The organism is Mesorhizobium sp. M0698, from assembly GCF_040320455.1.
Lineage (GTDB): Bacteria > Pseudomonadota > Alphaproteobacteria > Rhizobiales > Rhizobiaceae > Mesorhizobium.
This window is the reverse complement of the sequence record NZ_JAMYPQ010000027.1, coordinates 23,625-48,462: the sequence shown is the minus strand read 5'-3', so window position 1 is coordinate 48,462 and position 24,838 is coordinate 23,625. Positions and strand designations below refer to the sequence as shown.

Annotated in this window: 25 protein-coding genes; 11 read left to right on the top strand and 14 right to left on the bottom strand. The window is 62.9% G+C overall.

Annotated features, from left to right (window positions below):
• Together NKI16_RS30740 and NKI16_RS30735 are read left to right on the top strand one after the other, a co-directional pair.
• On the top strand, nucleotides 1-1,742 hold a 1,742-nt coding region (locus tag NKI16_RS30740), incomplete at its 5' end, for an OmpA family protein (RefSeq protein ID WP_352844222.1).
• 239 nt (nucleotides 1,743-1,981) lie between these two features.
• Nucleotides 1,982-2,497, top strand: a complete 516-nt coding sequence (locus NKI16_RS30735) for a TIGR00645 family protein (RefSeq protein WP_023678280.1) — start codon at nucleotides 1,982-1,984, stop codon at nucleotides 2,495-2,497.
• A 54-nt stretch (nucleotides 2,498-2,551) separates the two neighbouring features.
• Here NKI16_RS30735 and NKI16_RS30730 read toward each other — a convergent pair whose 3' ends face one another.
• From NKI16_RS30730 to NKI16_RS30720, 3 genes are all read right to left on the bottom strand, one after another.
• On the bottom strand, nucleotides 2,552-3,418 hold the full coding sequence (locus NKI16_RS30730; protein ID WP_352623588.1) for an SDR family oxidoreductase: 867 nt from the start codon (nucleotides 3,416-3,418) through the stop codon (nucleotides 2,552-2,554).
• 114 nt (nucleotides 3,419-3,532) lie between these two features.
• Nucleotides 3,533-4,168: a helix-turn-helix transcriptional regulator gene (locus tag NKI16_RS30725; RefSeq protein ID WP_352623574.1), complete on the bottom strand. Its 636-nt coding sequence runs from the start codon at nucleotides 4,166-4,168 to the stop codon at nucleotides 3,533-3,535.
• A 7-nt stretch (nucleotides 4,169-4,175) separates the two neighbouring features.
• Nucleotides 4,176-5,045: a S1C family serine protease gene (locus tag NKI16_RS30720; RefSeq protein ID WP_352623573.1), complete on the bottom strand. Its 870-nt coding sequence runs from the start codon at nucleotides 5,043-5,045 to the stop codon at nucleotides 4,176-4,178.
• A 169-nt stretch (nucleotides 5,046-5,214) separates the two neighbouring features.
• On the opposite strand from NKI16_RS30720, the gene NKI16_RS30715 reads away from it, so the two are divergent.
• A complete protein-coding gene (locus tag NKI16_RS30715; protein ID WP_352623572.1) occupies nucleotides 5,215-6,174 on the top strand; it encodes a S1C family serine protease in 960 nt (319 codons plus the stop codon).
• On the opposite strand, the gene NKI16_RS30710 is transcribed toward NKI16_RS30715, so the two are convergent.
• A complete protein-coding gene (locus tag NKI16_RS30710) occupies nucleotides 6,171-6,596 on the bottom strand; it encodes a VOC family protein (protein ID WP_352623571.1) in 426 nt (141 codons plus the stop codon). The genes NKI16_RS30715 and NKI16_RS30710 overlap by 4 nt on opposite strands.
• 66 nt (nucleotides 6,597-6,662) lie before the next feature.
• On the opposite strand from NKI16_RS30710, the gene NKI16_RS30705 reads away from it, so the two are divergent.
• Nucleotides 6,663-7,289 carry a TetR/AcrR family transcriptional regulator gene (locus NKI16_RS30705; protein ID WP_352623569.1) on the top strand — a complete coding sequence of 209 codons (627 nt, stop codon included), beginning with the start codon at nucleotides 6,663-6,665 and terminating at the stop codon, nucleotides 7,287-7,289.
• Here NKI16_RS30705 and NKI16_RS30700 read toward each other — a convergent pair.
• On the bottom strand, nucleotides 7,222-8,178 hold the full coding sequence (locus NKI16_RS30700; RefSeq protein WP_352623568.1) for a LysR family transcriptional regulator: 957 nt from the start codon (nucleotides 8,176-8,178) through the stop codon (nucleotides 7,222-7,224). The genes NKI16_RS30705 and NKI16_RS30700 overlap by 68 nt on opposite strands.
• Before the next feature lie 110 nt (nucleotides 8,179-8,288).
• On the opposite strand from NKI16_RS30700, the gene NKI16_RS30695 reads away from it, so the two are divergent.
• From NKI16_RS30695 to NKI16_RS30685, 3 genes are all read left to right on the top strand, one after another.
• On the top strand, nucleotides 8,289-8,933 hold the full coding sequence (locus NKI16_RS30695) for an FMN-dependent NADH-azoreductase (RefSeq protein ID WP_352924314.1): 645 nt from the start codon (nucleotides 8,289-8,291) through the stop codon (nucleotides 8,931-8,933).
• 130 nt (nucleotides 8,934-9,063) lie between these two features.
• On the top strand, nucleotides 9,064-10,446 hold the full coding sequence (locus NKI16_RS30690) for a 3' terminal RNA ribose 2'-O-methyltransferase Hen1 (protein WP_352623564.1): 1,383 nt from the start codon (nucleotides 9,064-9,066) through the stop codon (nucleotides 10,444-10,446).
• A 129-nt stretch (nucleotides 10,447-10,575) separates the two neighbouring features.
• Nucleotides 10,576-12,111, top strand: coding sequence for a polynucleotide kinase-phosphatase (locus tag NKI16_RS30685; protein ID WP_502897640.1), 1,536 nt, complete (start codon nucleotides 10,576-10,578; stop codon nucleotides 12,109-12,111).
• Nucleotides 12,112-12,119: 8 nt separating this feature from the next.
• Here NKI16_RS30685 and NKI16_RS30680 read toward each other — a convergent pair whose 3' ends face one another.
• Together NKI16_RS30680 and NKI16_RS30675 are read right to left on the bottom strand one after the other, a co-directional pair.
• Nucleotides 12,120-12,410 (bottom strand): HlyU family transcriptional regulator, encoded by a 291-nt coding sequence (locus tag NKI16_RS30680; RefSeq protein WP_023678291.1) that lies wholly within the window; start codon nucleotides 12,408-12,410, stop codon nucleotides 12,120-12,122.
• A gap of 113 nt (nucleotides 12,411-12,523) precedes the next feature.
• Nucleotides 12,524-13,207, bottom strand: a complete 684-nt coding sequence (locus NKI16_RS30675; RefSeq protein WP_023678292.1) for a PadR family transcriptional regulator — start codon at nucleotides 13,205-13,207, stop codon at nucleotides 12,524-12,526.
• 270 nt (nucleotides 13,208-13,477) lie between these two features.
• Here NKI16_RS30675 and NKI16_RS30670 point away from each other — a divergent pair, with 270 nt between their 5' ends.
• Nucleotides 13,478-13,735: a DUF2798 domain-containing protein gene (locus tag NKI16_RS30670; protein ID WP_031212108.1), complete on the top strand. Its 258-nt coding sequence runs from the start codon at nucleotides 13,478-13,480 to the stop codon at nucleotides 13,733-13,735.
• A 63-nt stretch (nucleotides 13,736-13,798) separates the two neighbouring features.
• Here the strand turns inward: NKI16_RS30670 and NKI16_RS30665 are convergent, their stop codons facing one another.
• The 5 genes from NKI16_RS30665 to NKI16_RS30645 form a co-directional block, all read right to left on the bottom strand.
• Nucleotides 13,799-14,179, bottom strand: coding sequence for a thiol-disulfide oxidoreductase DCC family protein (locus tag NKI16_RS30665; RefSeq protein ID WP_031212109.1), 381 nt, complete (start codon nucleotides 14,177-14,179; stop codon nucleotides 13,799-13,801).
• Nucleotides 14,180-14,381: 202 nt separating this feature from the next.
• Complete coding sequence (locus NKI16_RS30660) at nucleotides 14,382-14,675, bottom strand: GYD domain-containing protein (RefSeq protein WP_023678296.1); 294 nt, start codon at nucleotides 14,673-14,675, stop codon at nucleotides 14,382-14,384.
• 205 nt (nucleotides 14,676-14,880) lie between these two features.
• Nucleotides 14,881-16,902, bottom strand: coding sequence for an RNA polymerase sigma factor RpoD (rpoD, locus tag NKI16_RS30655; protein ID WP_023678297.1), 2,022 nt, complete (start codon nucleotides 16,900-16,902; stop codon nucleotides 14,881-14,883).
• Nucleotides 16,903-17,276: 374 nt separating this feature from the next.
• Nucleotides 17,277-19,238, bottom strand: coding sequence for a DNA primase (dnaG, locus tag NKI16_RS30650; RefSeq protein WP_352623560.1), 1,962 nt, complete (start codon nucleotides 19,236-19,238; stop codon nucleotides 17,277-17,279).
• Nucleotides 19,239-19,394: 156 nt separating this feature from the next.
• Entirely contained in the window at nucleotides 19,395-19,766 is a 372-nt protein-coding gene (locus tag NKI16_RS30645; RefSeq protein WP_352623558.1) for an RcnB family protein, read from the bottom strand.
• Nucleotides 19,767-20,144: 378 nt separating this feature from the next.
• Between NKI16_RS30645 and NKI16_RS30640 the strand changes: the two genes are divergently transcribed.
• The 3 genes from NKI16_RS30640 (at nucleotide 20,145) to NKI16_RS30630 (ending at nucleotide 23,461) form a co-directional block, all read left to right on the top strand.
• On the top strand, nucleotides 20,145-21,809 hold the full coding sequence (locus NKI16_RS30640; protein ID WP_023678300.1) for a Na/Pi cotransporter family protein: 1,665 nt from the start codon (nucleotides 20,145-20,147) through the stop codon (nucleotides 21,807-21,809).
• A gap of 132 nt (nucleotides 21,810-21,941) precedes the next feature.
• Nucleotides 21,942-22,151 carry a DUF2061 domain-containing protein gene (locus NKI16_RS30635; protein ID WP_023678301.1) on the top strand — a complete coding sequence of 70 codons (210 nt, stop codon included), beginning with the start codon at nucleotides 21,942-21,944 and terminating at the stop codon, nucleotides 22,149-22,151.
• Nucleotides 22,152-22,279: 128 nt separating this feature from the next.
• Nucleotides 22,280-23,461, top strand: coding sequence for an MFS transporter (locus tag NKI16_RS30630; protein WP_023678302.1), 1,182 nt, complete (start codon nucleotides 22,280-22,282; stop codon nucleotides 23,459-23,461).
• A 2-nt stretch (nucleotides 23,462-23,463) separates the two neighbouring features.
• On the opposite strand, the gene NKI16_RS30625 is transcribed toward NKI16_RS30630, so the two are convergent.
• Together NKI16_RS30625 and NKI16_RS30620 are read right to left on the bottom strand one after the other, a co-directional pair.
• On the bottom strand, nucleotides 23,464-24,021 hold the full coding sequence (locus NKI16_RS30625) for a GNAT family N-acetyltransferase (protein WP_023678303.1): 558 nt from the start codon (nucleotides 24,019-24,021) through the stop codon (nucleotides 23,464-23,466).
• A gap of 57 nt (nucleotides 24,022-24,078) precedes the next feature.
• The gene (locus tag NKI16_RS30620) at nucleotides 24,079-24,528 is read right to left on the bottom strand and encodes a GatB/YqeY domain-containing protein (protein WP_023678304.1); all 450 of its coding nucleotides are present in this window, start codon (nucleotides 24,526-24,528) and stop codon (nucleotides 24,079-24,081) included.
• Between the last annotated feature and the right edge of the window lie 310 nt (nucleotides 24,529-24,838).

Below are 24,838 nucleotides of genomic sequence, written 5' to 3'. Positions count from 1 at the left end.
CTCCAGCCGAGTCCGAGCAACCCCGCAAGAAGCGGCGCAATCAGCAGCAGCAAACAGAATCCGCTCCGGCCGAGCAGATCGCTCCGGCCGAGTCCGAGCAACCCCGCAAGAAGCGGCGCAATCGGCAGCAGATCGAAGCGGCCCCATCGGAACAACCGGCCGAGCAGGCAGCGCCGGCAAACGACAACCAGCCCAACGTCAATCCGCGCAAGAAGAAGCAAAAACAGAACCAGCAGATCGAGGCTGCCCCGGTAGAACAGGCTCCGACTGTCGAGCCCGGACAAAAGCCGGGCAAGCGCAAGAAGCCTGCTGAATTGACCGGACCCGCCACGGAGCCGGAAGGCCAGCCGGCGCCGACCAATAAGGAAGCGACCCCACAGACCCAACCGGCTCCGACCGAGCAGCAGGCCGCTCCCGTCCAGGGCGAACAGCCCCAGGACAAGATCAAGAAACGTGGTAAGAGGCCTGTCGGCGAACAGCCGGTGACAGGAGAGCAACAGCCCTCGACCGGCGAACAGCCTTCGACTGGCCAGGCCGCGCCTGTCCAGGGTGAAAATCCGGTCCAGGGTGAAGCCCAGGCCAATCCGAACGAGGCACCTGTTCTGGACAGCCAGAAAGATGTCTTGCGCAAGCGCAAGGGTGGCAAGGAGCGCGGCCAAAATGCCGGTAAGCAGCAGGGCAACCAGCCCGCCCAGCAGGGCGAGAACCAGGTGGAAGCCCCGAAGCCGGCTCCGGTCGATCAGGGGCCGCCACCCACCGACGACCGGGCAGCCCAGCGGGAGATCAAGCCTGAAAAGATCGTTCCGGTGACCGAGGAAAAAGGCAAGCGCGTCGAGCGTGCGCCGGACATTGAGGATGTTCGTCGTCGTCCGCGCCCCCAGGGTGCCAACGTCCTCAGGGAATTCGGCGACCGCGTCATCCTCCAGTTCAACAACCAGACGTTCGTCGAAAGCAGCGATGCACCGCGCATGCACCGCGGCGCCAGGAATGTCTATTATGAGGACTTGTCGGGCGATCGCACCCGGGAAATCGTCGAGCGTGACAATGGTGTCCGGATCGTCACCATCCGCAACCGCTACGGCGACGTCATCCAGCGTTCACGCATCGCGCCCGACGGCCGCGAATATGTGCTGAGCTATGTCGACGAGCGGAACTATGACGATGATGCAGACTGGCGCGACCCGGGCGACGACCTGCCGCCGATGCGCCTTACCATCCCGCGAGAGGAATACATTCTGGATTCCGAAGAGGTCGAGGATCCGGACGACTACTACACCTTCCTCGAACGGCCGCCGGTCGAGAGGGTCCAGCGCCTCTATTCGATCGACGAGGTCAAGCGCTCGGCCCGCGTGCGCGACATCGCCCGCCGCATCGACCTCGACACGCTCAACTTCGAATTCGGTTCGGCCTCGATTTCCGACACCGAGGTCCAGAAGCTGGAGGGTGTTGCCAACGCCATGGACAAGCTGCTGAAGAAAAACCCGGCCGAGAGCTTCCTGATCGAGGGCCATACCGACGCTGTCGGCACACCGGAAGCGAACCTTGCTCTGTCCGACCGCCGCGCCGAGGCGGTCGCCGAAGCCTTGACCAACGCGTTTGGCATCCCGCCGGAGAACCTGACGACGCAGGGCTATGGCGAGGAGTATCTCAAGGTCAACACGTCGGGACCCAACCGCGAGAACCGCCGCGTCGCCATCCGCCGGATTACCCCCCTGGTAGCGCCGGTGGCCAGCGCCCAATAAACCGCAATGTGAACCGCGCGATTTGATCAACCATTGAATCGCGCGGTCATCAATCTTGAAACGCGCGGTTACCCATCCCAGATTCTGGAAAGGGCGTTCCCTGCCCTGTCCCGACTCCAGCGGGACACACGAGCCCCGCCGGTTCCCCTCCCCGGCGGGGTTTCGTTTTTTTGCAACCTTGCAAACCGCCGCAGCCTGCCCGAAATACGGCACTCCGACAACGGAGCCCGTATCGCCGCATGAAGCGCCTCGAACTCGCCATCGAATCGATCATTCTCGCCTCGCGCTGGCTGCTGGTCGCCTTCTATCTCGGACTGGGTGCGGCACTTGCCATCTATGCCGTGTCCTTCGGCAAGAAGCTGTTCGAGTTCGTCTCCGTCGCCTTCACGCTCGATGACACCGACACCATCCTGAAAATACTCGGCCTCATCGATGCCGCGCTGGTCGCCTCACTGGTGGTGATGGTGATCATCTCGGGTTACGAAAACTTCGTCAGCCGCTTCGATGAAAATGACGGCAAGGTGCATTGGCTGGGCACGATCGATGTCGGCTCGCTGAAGGTCAAGGTCGCCTCGACAATCGTAGCGATCTCCTCGATCCACCTCTTGCAGGTGTTCCTGAACTCGGTCTCCTACACGACCGACCAGCTGATGTGGCTGACCATCATTCATCTGGCCTTCGTTCTGTCGGCACTGATGCTTGCCTATATCGACCGGCTGATGGGTCTTGGCAAAGCCAAGAAAGCCGAGGAGTGAGCACGCGTCTGTGCCGGTCTTTTGAGAGATACTTCTGTAGCGAGATACTTTCCGTCAGTAGATACCTTTGATTTTGGTATCCGACCGGCCGAACACCTCGTCCGGCACAAAAAAGTCGCCGGCGAGCGGGCCTGTCGCACCCGGCGCATAGGCCGAGAAATCGCTGACGCCCTCAGCGCGCAGCACTTCTTCGTCAATGTAGAAATTGCCGGTCGCCTCACGCGACGGCCTGACCAGGATGGCGTATGCCGCATCGGCCATGATGTCGGGCGAACGGCTCATCGCCGCCACCGTCGCCCCGCCCAGGAGGTTACGCACCGCCGCCGTGTCGATGGTCGAGATCGGCCATAGCGAATTGACCGCAATGCCATCCCTGGCGAACTCGGCGCTCATGCCCAGCGTGCACATCGACATGCCGAACTTCGCCATCGTGTAGGCGACATGGTTCTTGAACCACTTGGCCTTCATGTCGAGCGGCGGCGCCAGATTCAAGATGTGAGGATTTTCCGCCAACCTCAAGTGCGGAATGCACATTTTGGAGACGAGAAAAGTGCCGCGCGCGTTTATCTGGTGCATCAGATCGTAGCGCTTCATATCAGTCTCCAGCGTGCCGGTGAGTTGGATGGCACTGGCGTTGTTGACGCAGATATCGATGCCGCCGAACCTCTCCACGGTCTTGGCGACCGCTTCGGCGACCTGTTCTTCATCCCGAATGTCGCACAGCACCGGCAGCGCCTTGCCGCCGGCCTGCTCGATCTCGTGCGCCGCTGTGTAGATCGTCCCGGGCAGCTTCGGATGCGGCTCGGCGGTCTTGGCCGCGATCGTCACATTGGCGCCATCGCGCGCGGCGCGCAGCGCAATCGCCAGCCCGATGCCGCGCGACCCGCCGGAGATGAAAAGCGTCTTTCCCTTGAGCGACATCCTTGCGCCTTCCTGCAACATGAAAGACACGATCCTTGCGCGGCTGAGAACCGCCGCGCAAGGCCCAACACACCGCATGCGGGTTACGCTGCGTCGGCCTTGAGACAATCTGAGCTAGACCAGCACCAGGCCCTGCCGCATGGCGATGGCAATCGCATCGGTGCGGTTGGCGGCACCGAGCTTCGTCAGAATCGCTGCGACATGGAACTTCGCCGTATGCACGGAGATGTTCAGCCGCCGCGCGATGACCTTGTTGGGGGCGCCCTCGGCCAGCAGCGCCAGCACCTCGCCTTCCCGCGGCGAAAGCGTCGGCCGGACGATATGCTCGTCAGTCGGTTCCTCTTCGAACCGGTCGCTGTCATGGAAGATCAAATCGTGATGCCGATCGGATAGAGCATGGCTGTCGCGCGAAATCCGGTAGCCCGCAGCCGCGAGCCGCGCGGCGGCGGCGATCAGCAACTCGTCCGCTTGCACCGGCAGCACGGCAAACACTGTATCGGCCGGCCGTTCGCGGGCCGCTCGCGACGATAGCAGCACGCGAGGCATAGCCGCGTCGACGAGCCCGCCTTGTAGCCCATGATCACCGACGATGGCGACATCCGCCGCCTCACGCCCGTCGACTTCGCCGGCCAGAACCGGCCGCAGATCATCGGTCGCGGCGAGAGCCGCAGACAGACTTCGTGCGCGCTCGGCGTCACCGAGCGCGATCAGCACCGTCAGCCGTCTGCCAGCGACCTCACCGCTTACCATCAATCCCTCAGCTCAGTGGTTTTTCACCGATGGTCAGGGAAACCTCACGATTCTCGCCGCCGCGCACCACGCCGAGTGTCACCAAGGCACCGGCGCTGTCCGGCCCGAGCTTGCGGATCAGCTCGCGCGGCCCATGCACCGTCTCTGCGTTCCACGACACGATGATGTCGCCGAGACTGAGACCGGCTGCTTTCGCCGGCCCGTTATCGTCGAGGCTCATCACCATGGCGCCCTGTGTATCACCATTGCGGACCGGATGCAGGCCGGCGCCAAGATAGCCGCGCGCCACATGACCCTTCTCGCGCAGCGTCGTGACTGCCCGCTCGATCGTTTCGTAAGGCATGACCAGCGCCCGCCGGCGTGGCCCGAACAGCAGCATGCCGATCAGTCCACCCTTGGCGTCGAGCACAGGGCCACCCTCGAAACGGCCGCCGGCATTGACGGCAAGATTGATGCGCCGGTCGATCGTGCCGCCGCGCATTGAACGCCAGGCCGGGCCGACCTCGCCGACCGTACCGAAGGTAGCGAGCGAGGTGCCGTCGCTATTGCCCGCCACGACCGCCAGGTTGCCCGGCCGCACCGCATCCGCCTTTACCAGTGACGGGGCGCCCGGCGCGCCGGCCGGTTTCAAAACGGCCGTGCCGGTGGACGGGTCGCGGCCGACCAGTTCCGCCTTGACGGCTTCGCCCGAAGAAAACGTCAGCTCGATCTCCTCGCCGGCCTCGACCGCCTCCTCGGCAGTGACGAAATAGCCGTCCCGCCAGTGGAAAGCAGTTGACGTCCGGTGGTGCGTCGCGAAGCTGGCCGTCGCTGGTGCCGCGGCTGCCGCGATGTCGGCAATGGCGTCGGAAAACGTGCTCAGATTGAAATCGCTCATGATTTATCTCCTGGGTTCTTCGTGACCCAGATATCGCCCGGCAGGGCGATGGCGGATACTCGCCTGACGGCTAGTTGGGCATTTGACTGGCCATCTGGTCAGGTCGCGGCCGGTCCGGCCGCTCCGCACATATAGGCGTTGTTCATCTTGTTCCAAACGGAGCCCTCGGATGGCCCTGCCCGCCCAGCAATTGCAATATGACGATGCCCTTCTCGATGCCTATTCGGCAACGGTCGCCGATGCCGTCGACCGCATCGGGCCCGCCGTCTGCCGCATCGAGCGCATCGAGCGCATCGGTGGCCCGGGTGGCCATGGCTCCGGCTTCGTCATCGCGCAGGACGGGCTGGTCGTCACCAACTTCCACGTCGTCGGCGATGCGCGCAGCGTGCGCGTGTCAATGCCGGACGGCGCCTCCAGGGAAGGCTGCGTGCTCGGCCGCGATCCCGACACCGACATTGCGCTGGTGCGCGCCGACGGCAACTTTGCCGACGTTGCGCCGCTTGGCGATTCCAAGCGTCTGAGGCGCGGCCAGATCGCCATTGCCATCGGCAACCCGCTCGGCTTCGAATGGACCGTCACCACCGGCGTCGTCTCGGCACTCGGCCGCTCGATGCGTGCTTCCACCGGCCGGCTGATCGACGACGTCATCCAGACCGACGCCGCGCTCAACCCCGGCAATTCTGGCGGACCGCTGGTGTCCTCGGCTGGCGAGGTGATCGGCGTTAACACCGCGATGATCCACGGTGCGCAAGGCATCGCCTTCGCGGTTGCCTCCAACACCGCCAATTTCGTCATCTCGGAAATCATCCGCTTCGGCCGTGTGCGCCGTGCCTTCATCGGCGTTTCCGCCGACACCACCAACCTGCAACGCCGCGCAGCCCTTTTGTCGCAAGTGTCGAGCAGCACGGCGGTGCGCCTGCGCACCGTCGAAAAGAACAGCCCGGCGGCCAAAGCCGGCCTCAGGGAAGGCGACATTATTGCCGCCATCGACGGCCGCCCGGTCACCGGCGTCGACGATCTGGTGCGCATGCTCGACGCCGAGCGAATCGGCCGCGAGACACTGTGCACGGTGGTGCGCCGCTCCGGCATTGCTCAGGTCACCGTGATGCCGTTGGCGCGGGCGAGTTAGCGCACCGCAGCACCCTGCGCATATTGCGCCATAAATTCTGGGCTCGGCGGGATCGGCCTGATCACGTCGATCAGCACGCCGTTGGGATCCCTGGTGATGAAATGGCGCTGGCCGAAGGGTTCGTCGCGCAGCGTTCGCAGGATCGGCAGGCCAGCGGCGGTGATCCGCTCATAGATGGCATCCGGATCCCTGACCTCGAAATTGATCAGCAGGCCAGATGTGCGGCCCCGCCCTTCCTCCGGGATCGTCTCATGATCGCCCTGGACGATGCCGAGGTTGACGCGACGGTCTTCGGCCGAGCGCAGATGCACGTACCAGTCGGCCTCAAACAGCGGCTTGAAGCCGAAATGCGCAACATAAAAGGCTGCCGTGCCGGCAACGTCGCTCGTCATCAGCACCGGATAATAGCTCGTCGTCCTCATCTTTCCTTCTCCCGGCAAATAACATACAGTCTGCATGTAAATGGCAATAACATACAGGCTGCATGTATGCAACAAGGATCCGCTCGTCGCTCCAACCGTGATCGCACCGCGGCGACACGCGCCGAGCTCATCGCCGCGGCTCGCAAACTGTTCACCGAAAAGTCCTATGCCGAGACCGGCACACCCGAGATCGTCGCCGCTGCCAGCGTCACGCGCGGCGCGCTCTATCATCACTTTGCCGACAAGCAGGCGTTGTTTGCCGCTGTGGTCGAACAGGAGGCGCAAGCCGTCTCGGAAGAGATCGAACGCGCGTCGCCGCCTTCGCTATTTGCCCGCGATGCGCTGATTGCCGGCTCGGATGCCTATCTGGCTGCCATGCGTGCCCCCGGCCGTACGCGGCTCTTGCTGCTTGATGGCCCGGCCGTGCTCGGCCGCGCCGCCATGGATGCGATCGACAATCGCCATGGCAACCGTTCGCTGCGCGAAGGCCTTGTTGCCGCGATGCGCTCGCACTCCACGACGAGACTGCCTGTGGAAGCACTGACCGCTTTGCTCGCTGCCGCCTTCGACCGCGCAGCGCTCGCCATCGAAACTGGAGCATCGATCGAGGACTATCGCGCCGTTCTCATAGCGCTGATCGACGGCCTGTCTCCGGCTCCTCCTCAGGCACCTCACCCGGTTCGAACTCGTTGAAACAGCCTAGCTGGCGCTTGAACTGGTCGATCAGCCAGGCGGCCGCCGGTTTTGGGCTGCGATCGGCGCGGTGCATGGCATAGAGCGGCGAGCGGACTTCGCTGTAAGGCTCGAGATCGAGTTCGACGAGCCGGCCGGTCGCCAGATCATCGGCAATCAGCCATCGCGGCAGCCCGCCCCAGCCCAGCCCCTCGCGCATCAGCACGTGCTTGGTGCGCACATCCGTCAGCCGCCAGGTGCGGTAGGCGAAGACGCCATAGTCACGCCCGCGCGTACGCTCGGACTGGTCCGAGACGACCAGTTGGACGTGTTCGCGGACATCCTCTAGCGCCACTGGCCTCGGCAGCAGCGCCAGAGGGTGATCAGGCGCTGCGGCTGGCACCAGGGAGAAGAAGCCGATGCGAAGCAGATTCACGTCCGTCTCACCCAGAAGCCCCCCGATGCCGAGATCGGCCTGTCCGCCGACAACATGATCGAGGATAAGGCCAAGCGAGCCGATATGGAGACGCAGCGTCACGGCCGGGAACTGCGCCTCGAATGCCTTTAGCACCCGAACCAGCACCGGCGACGGTAGCGTCACGTCGACCGACAGCGTAACTTCCGCCTCCAATCCCTGCCGGTATCCGTCGACACGCGAGCGGATGCGTTGCAGCACGCCGACCATGCGCCGCGCATCTTCCAGCGTCGCCTTGCCGACATCGGTCAGTTGCGGTTCACGCGTGCCCTCGCGCTCGAACAGCTTCAGCCCGAGCTGCGCTTCGAGGTTGGCGATGGCGTAGCTGATCACCGATTGCGCGCGATTCAATTTGCGCCCGGCGGCCGAGAAGCTGCCGGTCTCGGCCACAGCAACCAGGATCTGCAGTTGGTCAAGCGTCGGGTTCGGTTGCATCGTTCAATCCACATTTTAGATGGATAATATGCAAAATATACCAGTTTTTCAAATGGGTCTGCGCACACATATTTGCCAAGAGATTTTAATCCAACCCTGGAGACCCAATTATGTCCATCCTTCTTGTCACATCGAGCCCGCGCGGCGCTGCCTCGCACTCGACCCGAATTGCTACTGAATTCGCTGAAAAGCTTGTTGCCGCCGATCCGTCGAACACGCTTGTCGTGCGCGACCTCGTCGCCAATCCGTTGCCGCACATCGATGCCGATTATGCGACCGGCATCTACACGCTGGCCGAAGCGCGCACCTCACGCCAGGCTGAAGTCGTTGGCGTCTCCGATGTCGTGCTGGATGAACTGTTCGCGGCCGATAAGGTGATTCTCGCCACCGGCTTCATCAACTTCAACATCTCCTCGACGCTGAAGTCCTGGGTCGATCACATTGCCCGTTCCGGCAAGAGCTTTGCCTATGGCGAGAACGGCCCCAAGGGGCTCGTCACCGGCAAGAAGGTCTACATCGTACTGGCTTCGGGCGGCATCTATTCCGAAGGTGCGGCCGTGCAGTTCGATCACGCCATTCCCTACCTGCGCAGCGTGCTTGGCTTCCTCGGCATGACCGATGTCGAGGTCATCCGCATCGAAGGGGTCGGCATGGGCGCCGATGCGGTGGCAGCAGCGCTGGCCAAGGCCTCGACCAGGGTCGACGCCATTGTGGCCGCGACCGGAAATGCCGAGCGCGTGGCCACCGCGGCATAAAGCGTCAGCATCGTCTGAATTGTACAGGGCAGGCGCCGGCGCCTGCCCTTGTTGTAGTTGGCGACAACCTATTGTGGTGGGCCACACAACCGCCATTGGTTATTCCGCTTGTCTGCGCTATCGGTCGCGGATGTTCCTTTCCGTTGCCACAACGCACCGTCCGGCCACCGATCTCGGTTTCTTGCTGCACAAGCATCCGGATCGCCTGCACGAGACCGACCTGTCTTTCGGCAAGGCGTGGCTGTTCTATCCCGAGGCAACCGAAGACCGTTGCGAGGCTGCACTCCTGCTCGATGTCGATCCTGTGGGACTGGTGCGGGGCAAGGGCCAGGCAGAAGGCCTGCTCGACCAATATGTGAACGACCGGCCTTACGCAGCATCATCCTTCCTGTCGGTGGCGCTGAACAAAATGCTGCGGACGGCGATGACCGGTATATTGAAGGAGCGCCAGGAACTGGCCGACAGCGAACTGCCGCTGGAAGCCGTGGTTACTCCACTGCCAATGCGCGGCGGTGAGGTTCTGGTTCGAAGTTTGTTCGAACCCATGGGCTGGACAGTCGATCTGACGCCAATCGAAGGAAACGGGGGTGCTGCAGGCGAGCCCCGATATGGCCATCTGAAGCTGACTGGCACGGGCCGACTCAGCGCCTTGTTGAACCACCTCTATGTGCTGATCCCGGTGATGGACGATGCCAAGCATTACTGGGTCGGCGAAGCAGAGATCGACAAGCTGCTGTCCAAAGGCGAAGGCTGGCTGGAAAACCATCCGGCCAAAGACCTGATCGTGCGCCGCTATCTTGGCTATCGCAGGGCCTTGACCCGCATCGCCCTGGAGCGGCTGGCTCCCGAGACGGCTGGCGAGGCACAACCTGCCGAGTTGCGCGTCACGCCCGAGGAAGCGCTTGAGACGCCTATCCGGCTCAACGATCTGCGCATGGACGCAGTTGTCCACGCCATTCGGGCGACGGGAGGAACCACGGTTGCGGACCTGGGATGCGGTGAAGGCAAGCTGCTCGACAGGCTGGTGCGCGAGCGATGGATCCATAAGCTGTTCGGTCTGGATCCGGCGGCGCGCGAACTGGAATGGGCCGCAAAGCGTCTCAAGCTGAACGAATTAGGCGGGCCGCCCGAGGGCCGGGTCACGCTGCTGCATGGATCGCTGACCTACCGGGACAGCCGTTGGGCCGCAGCCGACGTCGCCGTTCTGGTCGAGGTCATCGAGCATCTCGACGAGGACAGGCTGCCCCTGGTCGAACGCATCGTTTTCGGTGAGACGGCGCCCAAATCCGTCATCGTGACCACTCCGAATGCGGACTACAACGCTCTGTTTCCAAGACTGGTCCCTGGCGCATTTCGCCATCCCGATCACCGTTTCGAATGGAGCCGGGCTCAGTTCCAAGCCTGGGCGGCCAAAATCGGCGAGATCTATGGCTATGCAGCCAACTTCAGCGGTATCGGAGCCGAGGACCCGACCCTCGGCGCCCCCACACAGATGGCGGTGTTCACCCGATGAGAGAACCCGATAAGACCAACCTCACCATTCCTGACTTCGCCCTCGTCGTGCTGATCGGCTCGACCGGATCGGGCAAGTCGACTTTCGCCGCCAAGCATTTCCTGACGACCGAGATTATCTCAGTTCGCTCTGTACGGCGAGACCACAGGCGAGACCGACGAGTTCGGGCTGCCCGTCCGTGCCGACTGGGCTGCGGCCTATCGTGGCAAGACGGCCATTATCTATGGACATACGCCCACGCTATCGGCCGAATGGGTCAACAACACCCTGTGCATCGACACCGGATGCGTATTCGGCGGCAAGCTGACGGCCTTGCGCTGGCCGGAACGCGAACTGGTCGAGGTGCCGGCAATCCAGACCTGGTCGGAGCCGATACGTCCGCTGGGCGGGTCCGGTCCCGGTAAATCGGCACAGGCCGACGCCGACGGCGTGCTCGATTATCAGGATGTCTCCGGTCGCCGTTGGATCGAGACCGGACTGAGGGGCCGGATTGTCGTGGCCGAGGAGAACGCGTCGGCAGCACTGGAGGTGATGAGCCGCTTCGCGCTCTCGCCGCAATGGCTGATCTATCTGCCGCCGACCATGTCGCCGTCCGAGACCAGCAGCCAGGACGGCTGGCTGGAACGTCCGGAGGATGCCTTCGCTTACTTCCGCGAGCGCGGCGTTGCGCAGATCGTGTGCGAGGAGAAGCACATGGGTTCGCGGGCAGTGATCGCGCTCTGCCGGAACGCGCAGGCGGCACGCAGCCGCTTCGGGGTCCCTGGCGACGAAACCGGCGCAATCTGGACCCGCACCGGACGCTCCTTTTTCAACGACAGTGCCATGACGGAGGGCCTGCTCGCCCGTCTCCGCGCCGAGGTCGACACGGCGGATCTGTGGAAAGAATTGAACAGCGACTGGCTGCTGCTGGACGCCGAGATAATGCCTTGGTCGGCCAAAGCCGGCAGTCTGATCGAAAGCCAGTATGCGCCTGTGGCCACATCCTCTGCCGCCGGTCTCAAGGCCAGCAGCGAGGCGCTGGCCCGTGCGATGGCGCGAGGCGTCGATGCAGCCGGCCTGAACGCACGCCTTGAAGACCGGGCCGTCCGCGCAGCCAAATACGCCACCGCCTGGGCGCCCTACGTATGGCCGGTTTCGGGCGTCGAGGACCTTAAGGCCGCGCCTTTCCACCTGCTGGCCAGCGAGGGACGTGTTTGGTTTGACCAGGACCATGTCTGGCACATGTCGCTCGCGGACCGTCTGGCCGCCCGTGGCGGCGTGGTCACGCCGACTCGATGCCGTATGGTTGATCTGGCCGACGGCAGCGCGTGTGCCGAGGCCGTCGCCTGGTGGGAAGCGCTGACTGGCGTAGGCGGCGAAGGCATGGTGGTCAAACCACGCGACTTCGTCAGCCGTGGCAAGAAGGGGCTCATCCAGCCGGCGCTGAAGGTCCGCGGCCCGGAATATTTGCGCATCACCTATGGTCCCGAATATGACGCGCCCGACAATCTCGTCCGCCTCCGAGAACGCGGCCTGGCCGGCAAGCGCAGCCTGGCGCTCAGAGAGTTCGCGCTTGGCCACGAAGCGCTAACGCGATTTGTCGCCAAGCAGCCGCTACGCCGGGTTCACGAGTGTGTCTTCGCCGTGCTGGCGTTGGAAAGCGAGCCAATCGACCCAAGGCTGTAGTAGCCGATCTATCCGAAGATCTTCTCGCCTTGCTCGTCGACCAGCTGGATGCCCTTTTTGATCGAGATGTCGACAGCGTCATCAAGCCCGGCAAAGCGGTCGGCGCGGATGAATTTGTGCTCCTTCATCACGCCGTCGATCTCCTTCGAAACCACGCCGCAGGTCTGGTACTGGCCCTCCGCCTTGTAGGGCGTGGCGCTGATCAAAAATCCCTTGTGCTCGATCTGCTTTGCCGGCGCCGCTGTCTTTGGCTCGGCGGCTTCGTTGCCTCCGCCGAAAAGACGCTTCAGAAAAGACATGGGGGATCCTCCAACGGCAATCATCCTGCACCACATAGCGCGGTGCAGGATGATTTTCAGTACCGGTCCTTGGCCGAGCGGGCAAGGGCCGCAGCTTGCTTGGCAGCCAGAGATCAGTCGCGCGCCAACGCTTCCAAGGCCTCTGCGGCAGCTTCCAATATGCTGATTGCCTCGGCCTGCTTTGCTTCAGGCGCATCGACGATCTCGCCGAGCGCGGCGCGCAGCCGGTGGCGCACGGCGCGAAACTCGTCGCGCTTTTCCGAGCGGCCGCGGCCGCGCCGGCCACCGTCGCCGTCATCGTTCCAGCCGAACCAGTCGCGCGCCTTCGCCATCTTGCGGCCGAAGCGCTCGAGATGTTCGAGCACGTGGTCGATCATCTCGCGATTTTCGTTGAGGTGCGCCTGCCCAGCCTCGGTGATTGAAAACACCTTCTTGTTGCCTTCCGCCGCAGAAACGGCGTATCCGGCCTCTTCCAGGAAGGTCAGCGTCGGGTAGACCACGCCGGGGCTCGGGCTGTAGAAGCCGCTGGTGCGCTCCTCCAGCGCCTTGATGATGTCGTAGCCGTGCCGCGGCGCCTCGGCCAGCAGCGACAGCGTGATCAGCTTGAGATCGCCGTCGGCCAGCATGCGGCCGGCGCGGAACATGTCGCCCGGCCCGCCGCGTCCGCCGCCTCTCATGCCATGCCCGAACGGGCCAAAGCCGCCGCCACGTCCGCCGAACTTGCCGGCCATATGCATGAAGACGCGCTCGGCGCGTTCGCCGAAACGATGATGGCTGAAATGATTGTCTTTGTGCATTGTCTGCTCCTTGAGTTATGTCTTACGATATATCTCACCTAAGTGCCCGCCACGGTCGAGTCAAGATATATCTTACGATGTATCTGAAAATGGCACCAGCAGGATTGATTTCGCCAGCGAGGGCAGCTAGAGGGTGCATGAGGGCCGAAGGCCGCTCCGTAAGCGTCTGACGTGAAGCAACGCATCCACCCCGGTCGTTCCGGGCAGTTACGCCGACAATACCGGCGAAAGGATGCAAGGCGACGAACCGGATGCTTCAGGGAAATCCAAATGACCATGAAAACCCCGCGCAGCAAGCTGCCTGCGCGCTATGCCGCCGTGCTCGGCCCGCTGGTGCTGTCGTTGCTGATGACGTTCATCGTGTCGTTCATCTCGACACTGAAAAGCCTTGGCTTCCAGCCCGACATGCTGGCCACTTGGCTGACGGCTTGGGGCCTGTCCTGGCTGGTGGCCTTTCCGACGCTGCTGCTGGTGCTGCCGGCGGTGCGCCGCATCGTTGGCTGGCTTTGCGAGCCCGTGGCTCGATAGCAGGGCACGCGAAAGGCCTGGAAACAATCTCCGGACCTTTCGGTGCGGAGCGAATAATACCCGTTACCAGCGGCCTTTGCGCCGGTTCCAGGCATAGAGCAGATCGGCAAAGCGATCATAGCCATAGCGCGTCAACGGCCGTGCGCCGGGATTGCCGAACAGCGTTGCGAGCCAGCCTTCGCCGGGCGTCGTCCGCCATACAGCAATGGCAACATCGGCGCCGGCCAGCAATTTGCCGTCGGCGTCGATCGCATACAGCCGGCGCCGGATGTCCTCCAGCCTTATGCCGTATCCGGCCAGCGCCGCCGGTTCGGCATTGATGTCGCGAAATTCGATCCGGCCGGCCTTGACCGCCTCGATCAGCCGCCGCTTCTGCCGGTTGATACCGGCATCACAGACCGGACAGCGCGTATTATACCAGACGGTCAGCAGAGGCTTGCTCATATTTCGAAACGGCACCAGAGGACACGCACGGATTATCCGAGAAATGCCGTTGCGCCGCAACGTGACACGATACCGGCGGAATGGCCGGTTTCGCTGATCCAGGTCGCCCAAAGGGTATGCAGCGGTTTTACGATAACGACATGCATGAGCTTAAAGCGCGTCGCAAAGGCCGTTCAGCGCGACGCGCTTCAGGAGCAGCGGCTCACCCGAGCGAGGTGATGATCTCGCGATAGGCATCCTCCGGGAAAGCCTTGAGCGTCCGAGTCCTGACGTTGCCAGCCGTCGCCAGCATTAACGAGAAACGAGCCAGGACGGCATCGTCGGGCGCTTCGAGCACCGCCACCATGTCGCAATCCCCCATGGTGAGATAAAATGCCTTGAATGATCCGCCCATGTCTCCCAGCATCTTCTTGGCGGCATCGAGCCGCTTCGGCGACTCGCGCACGTTTTTGGCGCCTTGTTCCGTCCAGTTGATCAGCACGATGTAAGTTGTCATGGCACACCTCCCTCCGGGGCCACGGAGCACGGCGTCAACCGCCGGGGCGGGCATCCGGGTTTGTCGCCCAGAAATGCATCCGATACGAAATTATCCTCCCGCAAGCCGCAGGCCGCAAGAGCGATAGCGTCGAATAGCCGATCGCCTATGCACAAACGAAAAAGGGCGCCGACGGCGCCCTTTGAATCCCTAACCCTTGTTGGCCTCAGCTGTCGAGGAAGCTTCTGAGCTTGCGCGACCGGCTCGGGTGCTTGAGCTTGCGCAGCGCCTTGGCTTCGATCTGGCGGATACGCTCGCGGGTGACCGAGAATTGCTGGCCGACCTCTTCAAGCGTGTGGTCGGTGTTCATGCCGATGCCGAAGCGCATTCTGAGCACGCGCTCTTCGCGCGGCGTCAGCGAGGCCAATACGCGCGTCGTCGTCTCGCGCAAATTGGCCTGGATCGCTGCGTCGATCGGCAGGATCGCCATCTTGTCCTCGATGAAGTCGCCAAGATGCGAATCCTCCTCGTCGCCGACCGGCGTTTCGAGCGAGATCGGCTCCTTGGCGATCTTCAGCACCTTGCGCACTTTTTCCAGCGGCATGGCGAGCTTTTCCGCCAGTTCTTCTGGCGTCGGCTCGCGGCCGATCTCATGCAGCATCTGGCGCGAGGTGCGCACGATCTTGTTGATCGTTTCGATCATGTGCACCGGAATGCGGATGGTGCGCGCCTGGTCGGCGATCGAGCGGGTGATCGCCTGCCGGATCCACCACGTCGCGTAGGTCGAGAACTTGTAGCCGCGGCGGTATTCGAATTTGTCGACCGCCTTCATCAGGCCGATATTGCCTTCCTGGATCAGGTCGAGGAACTGCAGGCCGCGATTGGTGTATTTCTTGGCGATGGAGATGACGAGGCGCAGATTGGCCTCGACCATTTCCTTCTTGGCGATCGCGGCTTCGCGCTCGCCCTTCTGCACCTGGTTGACGATCTTGCGGAATTCCTGGATCGAAATCGCCGTCTCGGTGGCGAGGTTCTGGATCTCCGCGCGCAGGTCGCGGATGGCGTCCTTCTCGTTCTTGGTGAATTCCTTCCAGCCGCGCGAAGTCAAATTGCCGATCGAGCGGGTCCAGTTCGGATCGAGCTCCGAGCCCTGATATTCCTTGAGGAATTCCTCGCGGCGCACGCCATAGCTTTCGGCCAGCCTGAGCAGCTTGCCTTCGTTCTGCACCAGGCGCTTGTTGATGTCGTAGAGCTGCTCGACCAGCGCCTCGATGCGCGCCGTGTTCAAGGACAGCGACTTCACCGCCTTGATCAGCTGGTCCTTCAATTCCTTCAGCCGGCGGTCCTGGCTGGGCGACAGCGTGCCGGCGGCGGCCAGCCGGTTCTCGACCTGCTGGTCCTGCAGCTTGCGCAGTTTCTTGTAGGTGTCGGCAATGACGTCGAGCGTCTCCATCACCTGCGGGCGCAGTTCCGCTTCCATCGCCGCCAGCGACAGGCTCGCCTCGTCATCGTCTTCCTCGTCGTCGTCCACCAGGCCACGCGTGTCGCCGCCGACATTGGTGATGTCGTCCTCGTCCTCGCGCGAACGGCGCGACTTTTCCTCGGTCTTGGCTTCCTCGATACGCTCGACAACCGGCGCCTGCTTGGCCTCCGGCCCGGCATAGGTCGCCTCGAGGTCGATGATCTCGCGCAGCAGGATCTTCGATTCGTTGAGCTCGTCACGCCAGATGATGATGGCCTGAAAAGTCAGCGGGCTTTCGCAAAGGCCCGCGATCATCGTCTCGCGGCCGGCCTCGATGCGCTTGGCGATCGCGATTTCGCCCTCGCGCGACAGAAGCTCCACCGAGCCCATCTCGCGCAGATACATGCGGACCGGGTCGTCGGTTCGGTCGGTCGGCTCTTTCTTGGTCGTGGTGGCGGCGACGGCGGTGCCGGTCTGCTCGGCGAGCTCGTTGGCGTCTTCCTCGGCATCAGCGGCGGTGTCGGCGGCTTCGGGCTCCTCGCCCTGCTCGTCGTCCTCGACCACGTTGATGCCCATGTCGGAAAGCATGGCCATCGTGTCCTCGATCTGCTCGGAGGTCACTTCCTCCGAGGGCAGCACCGAATTCAGCTCGTCCATGGTGACATAACCGCGCTTCTTGGCGGCCTTGATCATCTTCTTGACAGCATCGTCGGAAAGGTCGAGCAGAGGGCCATCGGTCGCGGCCTCGCGTTCGGTCTCGACTTCTTCCTTTTCTTTTGTCGCCATAGTCTTTATTTTCTCCAAGCGGCTGAGTATCAAAGCCGCGTAAGCTGCCGGTCCGGTCAAATTGGATGCGCTCCTTCCAGAACGCGCTTTACCGGGCCAGTAACTGCATCTCTCGTTAAGTCCAGATTAACCCTGATATCTGTGGCAAGCTGACTGCCTGTCCAGTGATCAGTACCTTACATCGCTGCATTCCCGTCGATGCCGGGGCGGGTTAACGTTTCGAATCGACCTGATTCCGCCATTCTGGCGGAAGGTCAAGCGCCTCTCGCATGATTCGCATGAAAAAAGCGAATCAATTACCCGACTTAGAGCACCGCACGCTTGATTCAACGCGCAAGCACGTCCTTACATTTCAGTCTTCTGGAGGCTTCGATCTAAACGCGCCCAGCTCTGCCCGACGAAACGCCAAACCCTTCGATCAGCGCTTCCGTTGCCTGCACATCACGAAATTGCGCCTGGATTTCGACCAGGTGCCGGTAATTTTCGTCCGTGGGATCGCTGGCGAGCGCTGCTTCCGCCTGCTTCAGCTCCTTATGTAAGGTGCGCGCGCTGCGCTGCAAGTGGAGAGCTTGGCTGAACGCATCGCGAGCATCGTCGAGTGCTGCCGTTTCCAGCGCCGGCCATTGCCGCGCACGTTTGATCAGTGCCACCGCGCGCTGCCAGATCTCACCGCAGCCGGCCCGCTCGATCGTCGCGATTACAGCCTCGCGGTTGTTGGCCATATCGTGCGCCATGGCGTCGAGGATGGCCGCATGCAGCCGCTTCAGATCGGAATTGGCGAGATCGAGGAACTCGACATGGGCGAAATTCTCGTCGATCAGCACGGGATGGTTGACGAGGGCCGCAATGATCGTCGCCTCGCGCACCGACATGCCCTCGCCGCCGCGTTTGACCAGCGCCGAGCGGCCGAGGCTTTCGGTGATCGCGGTGCGCCCACCGGCATTGCCGCCACGTGCAAACTGTCCGCCGGGTGCTGAGACCCTGCCCGGGAAGCGCTCACCTGGCCGTCCGTCCTGACGTCCCTGGCGTCCGCGCTGGGCACCGAAGAAGCTCTGCACGCGCTCGCGCATTTCCTGTTGGTAGTGATAGCGAAGGCTCTCGTCGCGGATGCGGCTGGTCAGTTCGCGTAGAGTCTTTTCGAGCTCCGCCCGCCGTTCCGGCGTGTCGAAGATTCCGCCGGCGGTCTCGCGCATCCACAAGAGGTCGGCCAGCGGCCGTGCCTCGGAAAGCACGGCGCGGAACGCATCCGGCCCGTCACCCTTGACCAGATCGTCGGGATCCTTGCCCTCCGGCAGCAGGGCGAAGCGCACGGAGCGGCCTGCCTGGACCGCCGGCAGCGCCATGTCGGCGGCGCGCCACGCTGCCTTCAACCCGGCCTGGTCGCCGTCGAAGCACAGCACCGGCTCGCCAGCCATGCGCCATAGAAGTTCGAGCTGGTTTTCAGTCAACGCGGTGCCGAGCGGCGCCACCACGTTTTCGAAGCCGGCCTGCGCCAGCGCGATCACATCCATGTAGCCTTCGACGGCAATGACGGTGCCGCCCTTGGCCAGCGCCCCCTTTCCCAGTGCTTGCCGCGCACGGGCGAAATTGTAGAGCACGTTGCCCTTGTGGAAGAGCTCCGTATCGGGCGAGTTCATATATTTGGCCAGCGCATCCGGCGCCAGTGCCCGCCCTCCGAAGGCGATGATCTTGCCCCTGGAATCCGGGATCGGGAACATGATGCGGTCGCGGAACCAATCGTAGGAAACCGGGACGTCGTCGCCATGGCGCACCAGCCCGCACGCCTCGATGTCGGCCTTGGGGACACCCCTGGCGGCAAGATGCTCCTTCAGCGCATTGCGGCTGTCGGGGGCATAGCCGAGGCGGAAAGACTGCTGCGTCGCCGGTGTCAGCCCTCGGTCGCGCAGATAGGCGCGGGCCTTTGCCCCTTCCGGTCCCTGCAGCCGTTCCTGGAAGAACGTCGTCGCCATCTCCATGACGTCAGTCAGGCTGGCGCGTTCCTTTTCGCGCCGCTCCTCCTGGGCATCGCGAACCGGCATCGGCACGCCGGCCATGTCGGCGATCTTCTCGACCGCTTCAGGAAAGCTCATCCCGTCAAGTTCGGTCAGGAACTTGAAATGGTCGCCCGAAACCGAGCAGCCGAAGCAATGGTAGCGGCCCTTTTTGTCCTCGCAGTGGAAGGACGGGCTCTTCTCGCCATGGAAGGGACAGCACGCCCAATAGTCGCCGCGCGGCGCGTTAGTCTTCTTCCTGTCCCACGCGACGCGCTGGCCGATCACCGAAGAAATCGGCACGCGGTCGCGGATCTCGTCGAGGAAAGCAGGCGGAAAGCGCATGGGGGACAGCTCGTTTGGCCTCCATATAATCACACGGTCGAAGCCCGACGACTCCTAATGGCGATCATACCCGGTTTTCACAGGCCAAAAAGAGAAGGCGGCCCGCGGGCCGCCTTCTCGATCTAAACCGACGCAGCGCGGTCAGCCGTTCCGGGCTCACTGCGCGGCGATGGCGCCGAAGATCAGGCCGGAGAGAACGCTGACCAGCAGATAGTCGTTGCCGACCCGGATCCATTCCTGCCCGGGACCCGGACGGCGCAGGCCATAGTGGCGATAGTCGCGGATCGGCTGGTGACGCTTCCAGCTGGAATATCTCTGGCCGTTGCGCCAATGGCTGCGCTTCACGACGATCTTTTTCTTCACTACGACGCACTTGTTCACGTCGACATGCCTGCCGGGCCTTTGCCAGTCGACCTGGCTGTAGTTCGACTGCGACGCGTTTGGTGTGTTCAGAGGTGCAGTCTGGCCCTGCCAGGTGGTTGCAGCCAGCATCGAGAAGGCAATGGCGGAAAGAACGATACGTTTCATGGCGGGTACTCCTTGGTTGTCGATGCCTACGGGATAGAGCCGGGAGGATGAACCGAAACTGAACACCGAGATTACGTTTTCGTAATGATTTCTTATATTTAGAACGACTAATTCAGCGCTACCTTTAAAGCTGGCATCCGCGAATGGACGCATGACCCGCCGCAACTCCGCAGTCTATGCAACCATTTTGTCAGCCATCCATTTCCGACACGCTCCGTCGCGTGCCAACAGGCGTCGGAACCGGGCAAAATTTATTATTCGGCTAAAATAAATCGGAGTAATATCAACCTCTGCAATGTCCACGATTCGCGCCCACTTTTGCACCCTTGACGTCACGGCGCCCGCGTCGCTGGCATCTGTTGGGTTGCGGGGTCGGGCATGAGTGGCTCTGTCGTTTTGCTGCACCTTGCCGGTGCGGTCGCATTGATGCTGTTTGCCACCCGTTTGGTGAAGACCGGCGTCGAGCGCGCCTATGGCGATGTGCTGCGCCACAAACTGCGCGCCACAATGCGCAATCCGTTCATGGCGGTTCTGGCCGGCTGCGGCCTGGCTGTCGCGCTGCAAAGCTCGACCGCCGTCACCTTGCTGGTCGGCTCATTCGCCGGCTCCGGTATTGTCAGCGGCATGTCGGGCCAGCTTGCGGTGCGCGGCGCCGAGATCGGCTCAGCACTGGTGGTCAAGCTGCTCACCTTCGATCTGTCGCTGCTGGTGCCGATCTGCCTGGTCGCCGGCACCGTCATGTTCATGGCCACCGAGCGGCGCGACTGGCGCCAGTTCGGCCGCATCCTGGTCGGCATCGGCCTGCTGCTTCTGTCGCTGGAGATGATCGGCCAGGCGTCGGAGCCACTGCGCCAGAGCACGCTGATGCCGCTCATCGTCGATTACTTCTCCGGCGATCCGGTCACCGCCTATCTTCTGGCGGCGTTGGTCACCTGGCTGTTCCATTCCTCGATCGCCGCGGTGCTGCTGATGGTGACGCTGGCCGGCCGCGGCTTCATCCCGCCCGAACTCGGCATCGTGCTGGTGCTCGGTGTCAATCTCGGCTCTTCGATCATCGCGCCGCTTCTAACCCGCAACGCAGAACCCGGCGTTCGTATCGTGCCGATCGGCAATCTCCTGATGCGCGGCATGGGTTCGCTGATCATGCTGATCCTGTTCCTGACGTTCAAGCCGCCGGTCGCCTTCTTGGGCAGCACGGTGCCCGAGCAGATCGTCAATGCCCACATTGTCTTCAACATCCTGATCCTGATCGCCGGCCTACCGCTGGCGAGCCTGGTCTATCGCGCCTCGGAAAGGATCGTGGCGTTGGGCACCAAGCCCCAGGAAGCTAACGCGCTCGACGTCGTCGAGCTTTCGGCGCTCAACGAAAGTGCGCTCGACGTGCCGAGCCAGGCATTGGCCAACGCCACCCGCGAGGTGGTGCGGGTCTGCGAAACGGTCGAGATCATGCTGAAACGGATCATCGAGCTCTATGAGAGCGCCGATGCCGACAAGATCGGCGCGTTGGCCGCACTCGACGACCGTGTCGACAGGAAGCACGCTGCGATCAAGCTCTATCTGGCCAAGGTCACCAAGAACCCGTTGAGCGAGGACGAGGCGCTGCGTTGCCAGGAGCTGATCGGCGCCTGCGTCAAGCTGGAGCAGGTCGGCGACATCATCGTGCGCAACATGCTGGTCCACGTGAAGAAGAAATTCGAGCGCGGGCTGGAGTTCACGCCGGAAGGCTGGCGTGAGCTTTGCGCCTTCCATGGCTTGGTGCTTGCCAATGCCAGGCTTGCCTTCAACGTGCTGGTATCCCGCGATCCGGAGACCGCTCGCCAGTTGGTGCTGGAAAAGGACCGGCTGCGCGACCGCGAGAAGGAAACCAGCCAGAGCCATTTCGTGCGGCTGCGCGACGGCACCCCCAAGAGCGTCGAGACCAGCTCCATTCATCTAGACACCATTCGCGACCTCAAGCAGATCAACTCGCTGCTCGCCTCGATGGCCTATCCCGTGCTTGAGGAGCGCGGCCTGCTCACCGGTTCGCGGCTGAAGGCTGGATAGATTGCGTCCACAGGCCGGGTAGCTTCAGAACATCGCCTATGAAAATTGCTGTGGGCCAATGCGCAAAAATTATCTTTGCGCCACCTCCTGTCTGTCGGCTAAAGATCGCCGCATCTACCGCAAGGAAAGTCGATGGACACCCATTCTCGCAGCTTCGCCAAAGCGCTTTCCTGGCGCGTCACCGGCACCATCGACACGATGATCATTTCGCTCGTCGTGACCGGAAGCATCAAGCTCGCCGCGGCCATCGGCCTGACCGAGGTCGTCACCAAGTCGCTGCTCTACTATCTTCACGAGCGAGCGTGGCTGAAAATTCCTTATGGAAGGAAGGCAGCCGCCTAGCTCTTGCCTCCGCGGCGGGCGCCTGACCGGCGATCAAGAAAAGCTAAAGCGGCGTCGACAATTTCTGGATTGCCCGCTGCCCTCATCCGTGGTTTGAGGCGACCTTATCCGAGGATCGCCATTCCGCCATGCTCCCCCTCATTGCCCTGTTCATTGCCGCCTTCGCCTTCGGCACCACCGAATTCGTCATCGCCGGCGTGCTGCCGCAGGTGGCGGAGGGCCTTGGCGTCGCGATCCCGACCGCCGGCTATCTCGTTTCCGGCTATGCCGGCGGCATTGCAGTCGGCGGCCCGCTGCTGGCGCTCGCCACCAAAAGGTTCTCCCGCAAGGCCCTGCTGCTTGGACTGACTGCAGCCTTCACCATCGGCCAGGCCGCCTGCGCGCTGGCGCCCGACTTCGCCTCGATGCTGCTGTTGCGGATAGCGGTGGCCGTGGCGCATGGCGCCTATTTCGGCGTTGCCATGGTGGTGGCCGTCGGCCTCGTGCGCGAAGACCAGCGCGGCATGGCGGTGGCGCTGATCCTGTCCGGCCTCACCGTATCGAACGTAATCGGCGTTCCGGCCGGCACGGCAATCGGCAACATCTGGGGATGGCATGCGACATTCTGGGTGATGTGCGCGCTCGGTGTGGTGGCCTTCACGGCAATCGGCGCCCTGCTGCCGCGCAAGACGGGATCGTCGAGCCCGTCGGCGAGCCTTGGAAGCGAGGTCCGCGTGCTCGCACGCCAGCAGGTCTGGACCTCGCTCATTATTATGCTGATGCTGATGATCGGCCAGTTCGGCCTGTTCACCTACATCACGCCGACGCTGCTTGAGGTCACAGGCCTCGACGAGAAATGGATACCTTGGGTGCTCTTGCTCAATGGGGTCGGCGCAACGATCGGCGTCTTCGTCGGCGGGCGGCTCGCCGACTGGAAGCTGATGCCGTCGCTCATCGCCATGCTTTTCCTACAGGCGGCAATGCTCGCCTTGATCTACGCTGTCAGCCCTTACCCGCTGCCGATGGTGATAGCGATCTTCGTCTGGGGCGGCCTCAACTTTGCCATCGGCACGCCGATCCAGACCCGCATCCTGACCTGGACCGCGGACGCCTCCAACCTTGCCTCGTCGCTCATCCCGTCGGGCTTCAATGTCGGCATCGCGCTCGCCGCATCGCTCGGCGCGGCGATGCTCAATGCCGGCTATGGCTATCGCAGCCTGCCGGTGGTTGGCGCGATCGCCATGCTGGTCGCGGTCGCGGTTGCGCTTGCCTCGCATGTCTGGGAATGGCGAAGCCGGGCTGCGCCGCCGCTGCCGGCTGCCGCCGAATAGGGCTACAGATCGATCCGGTAGCGCAGGCTTTCCGCGCCGCCATAGGCGGCGTCCTCGAAGAAACGCCCGACGAGCCGGCCGCCATTGGCCAGAACGACCTTCTGCGAGGGCACATTGTGAGGCTTGCAGGTGATTTCGACGAAGGGCAGGCCAACCGCCCTCGCCTCCACCAGCATCAGCCGCAGCGCCTCGGTCGCATAGCCGCGTCCCCGTTTCCACGGCACCACCGCATAGCCGATGTGGCCGAGCACATGCGACGGCAGCGCCGCGGTGCCGTACTGCCAGCGCAGGCCGATTGAGCCTGCGACTTCCCCGTCCCAGATCCAGCGCCGGAATCCGGGCAGCCGCGGCACCGTCGAACCGTCGGGCAAGGTGATCGGCGGTCCCTTGCCATCGGAATCGTCGAGATCGCCAAGGAAAGTCGCTGGATCCTTTTCGATAGCCGCAAGCTGCTCGCGCGTCGCGTCGAGCAGCCGCACATTGTCCGGCGACCAGCCGCGCTCGAGGGCCGCCTTGTAGGACGGCAGGTGTTCAAGCGCCGGTTTGACGAGTTCGATCACGGGCGCGAGCTTTTTGGCTGCCGGATTGCGGGCGCGACGGCAAGGGCCTTCGGCAGCTTACTGAAGCAGGCTCTTGACGATGCCGCTCGCCTTGGAAAAATCCATCTGACCGGCGTATTTCTCCTTGAGCGCCGCCATCACCTTGCCCATATCCTTGACGCCGCTAGCGCCGGTCTCGGCGATGGCGGAACGGACGGCGCTTTCCGTCTCGGCCTGACCCAGTTGCGTCGGCAGGAAGTCGCGGATGATGGCCATCTCGTCGCGCTCCTGCGCTGCAAGCTCCGGCCGCTTGCCGTCATCGAACGCCTTGGCCGATTCTTCGCGCTGCTTCACCATCTTGGCCAGGATCTGCAGGATTTCGTCGTCGCTGGCCGGCTCCTTGCCGGCGCCGCGATTGGCGATGTCGCGATCATGAATGGCCGCCTGGATCAGCCGCAATGTCGGCAGCCGGCGCTTGTCCTGCGCCTTCATCGCACTCTTCAGGGATTCGGCGATTTTGCCTCGCATGGTGCTTTCTCCTTCGAATGCCGCGGACAATAGTCGTGCCGATAGCTCAACGCAAACTCGATAGCGTCCGGCAAACCGCTGATATTATTCGACGAAATAAATCCAGGCTCGCACGGCGCGGCATCATTGACCGCCTTGGCGCCTTCCCCTATGTACTGGGCCTTGCATGAATTGAATTCTAGTGCACGTCGCCCAAAAATGCGTAGCGGTTTTGGGCAACGACAGGCACAAATGAAAACTTAGCGCGCCGAGGCTGTGAGATCGCCGCTTCGCGCCTTTTGTTGCGCCGACTGAGGGCGCAACCTTTAGG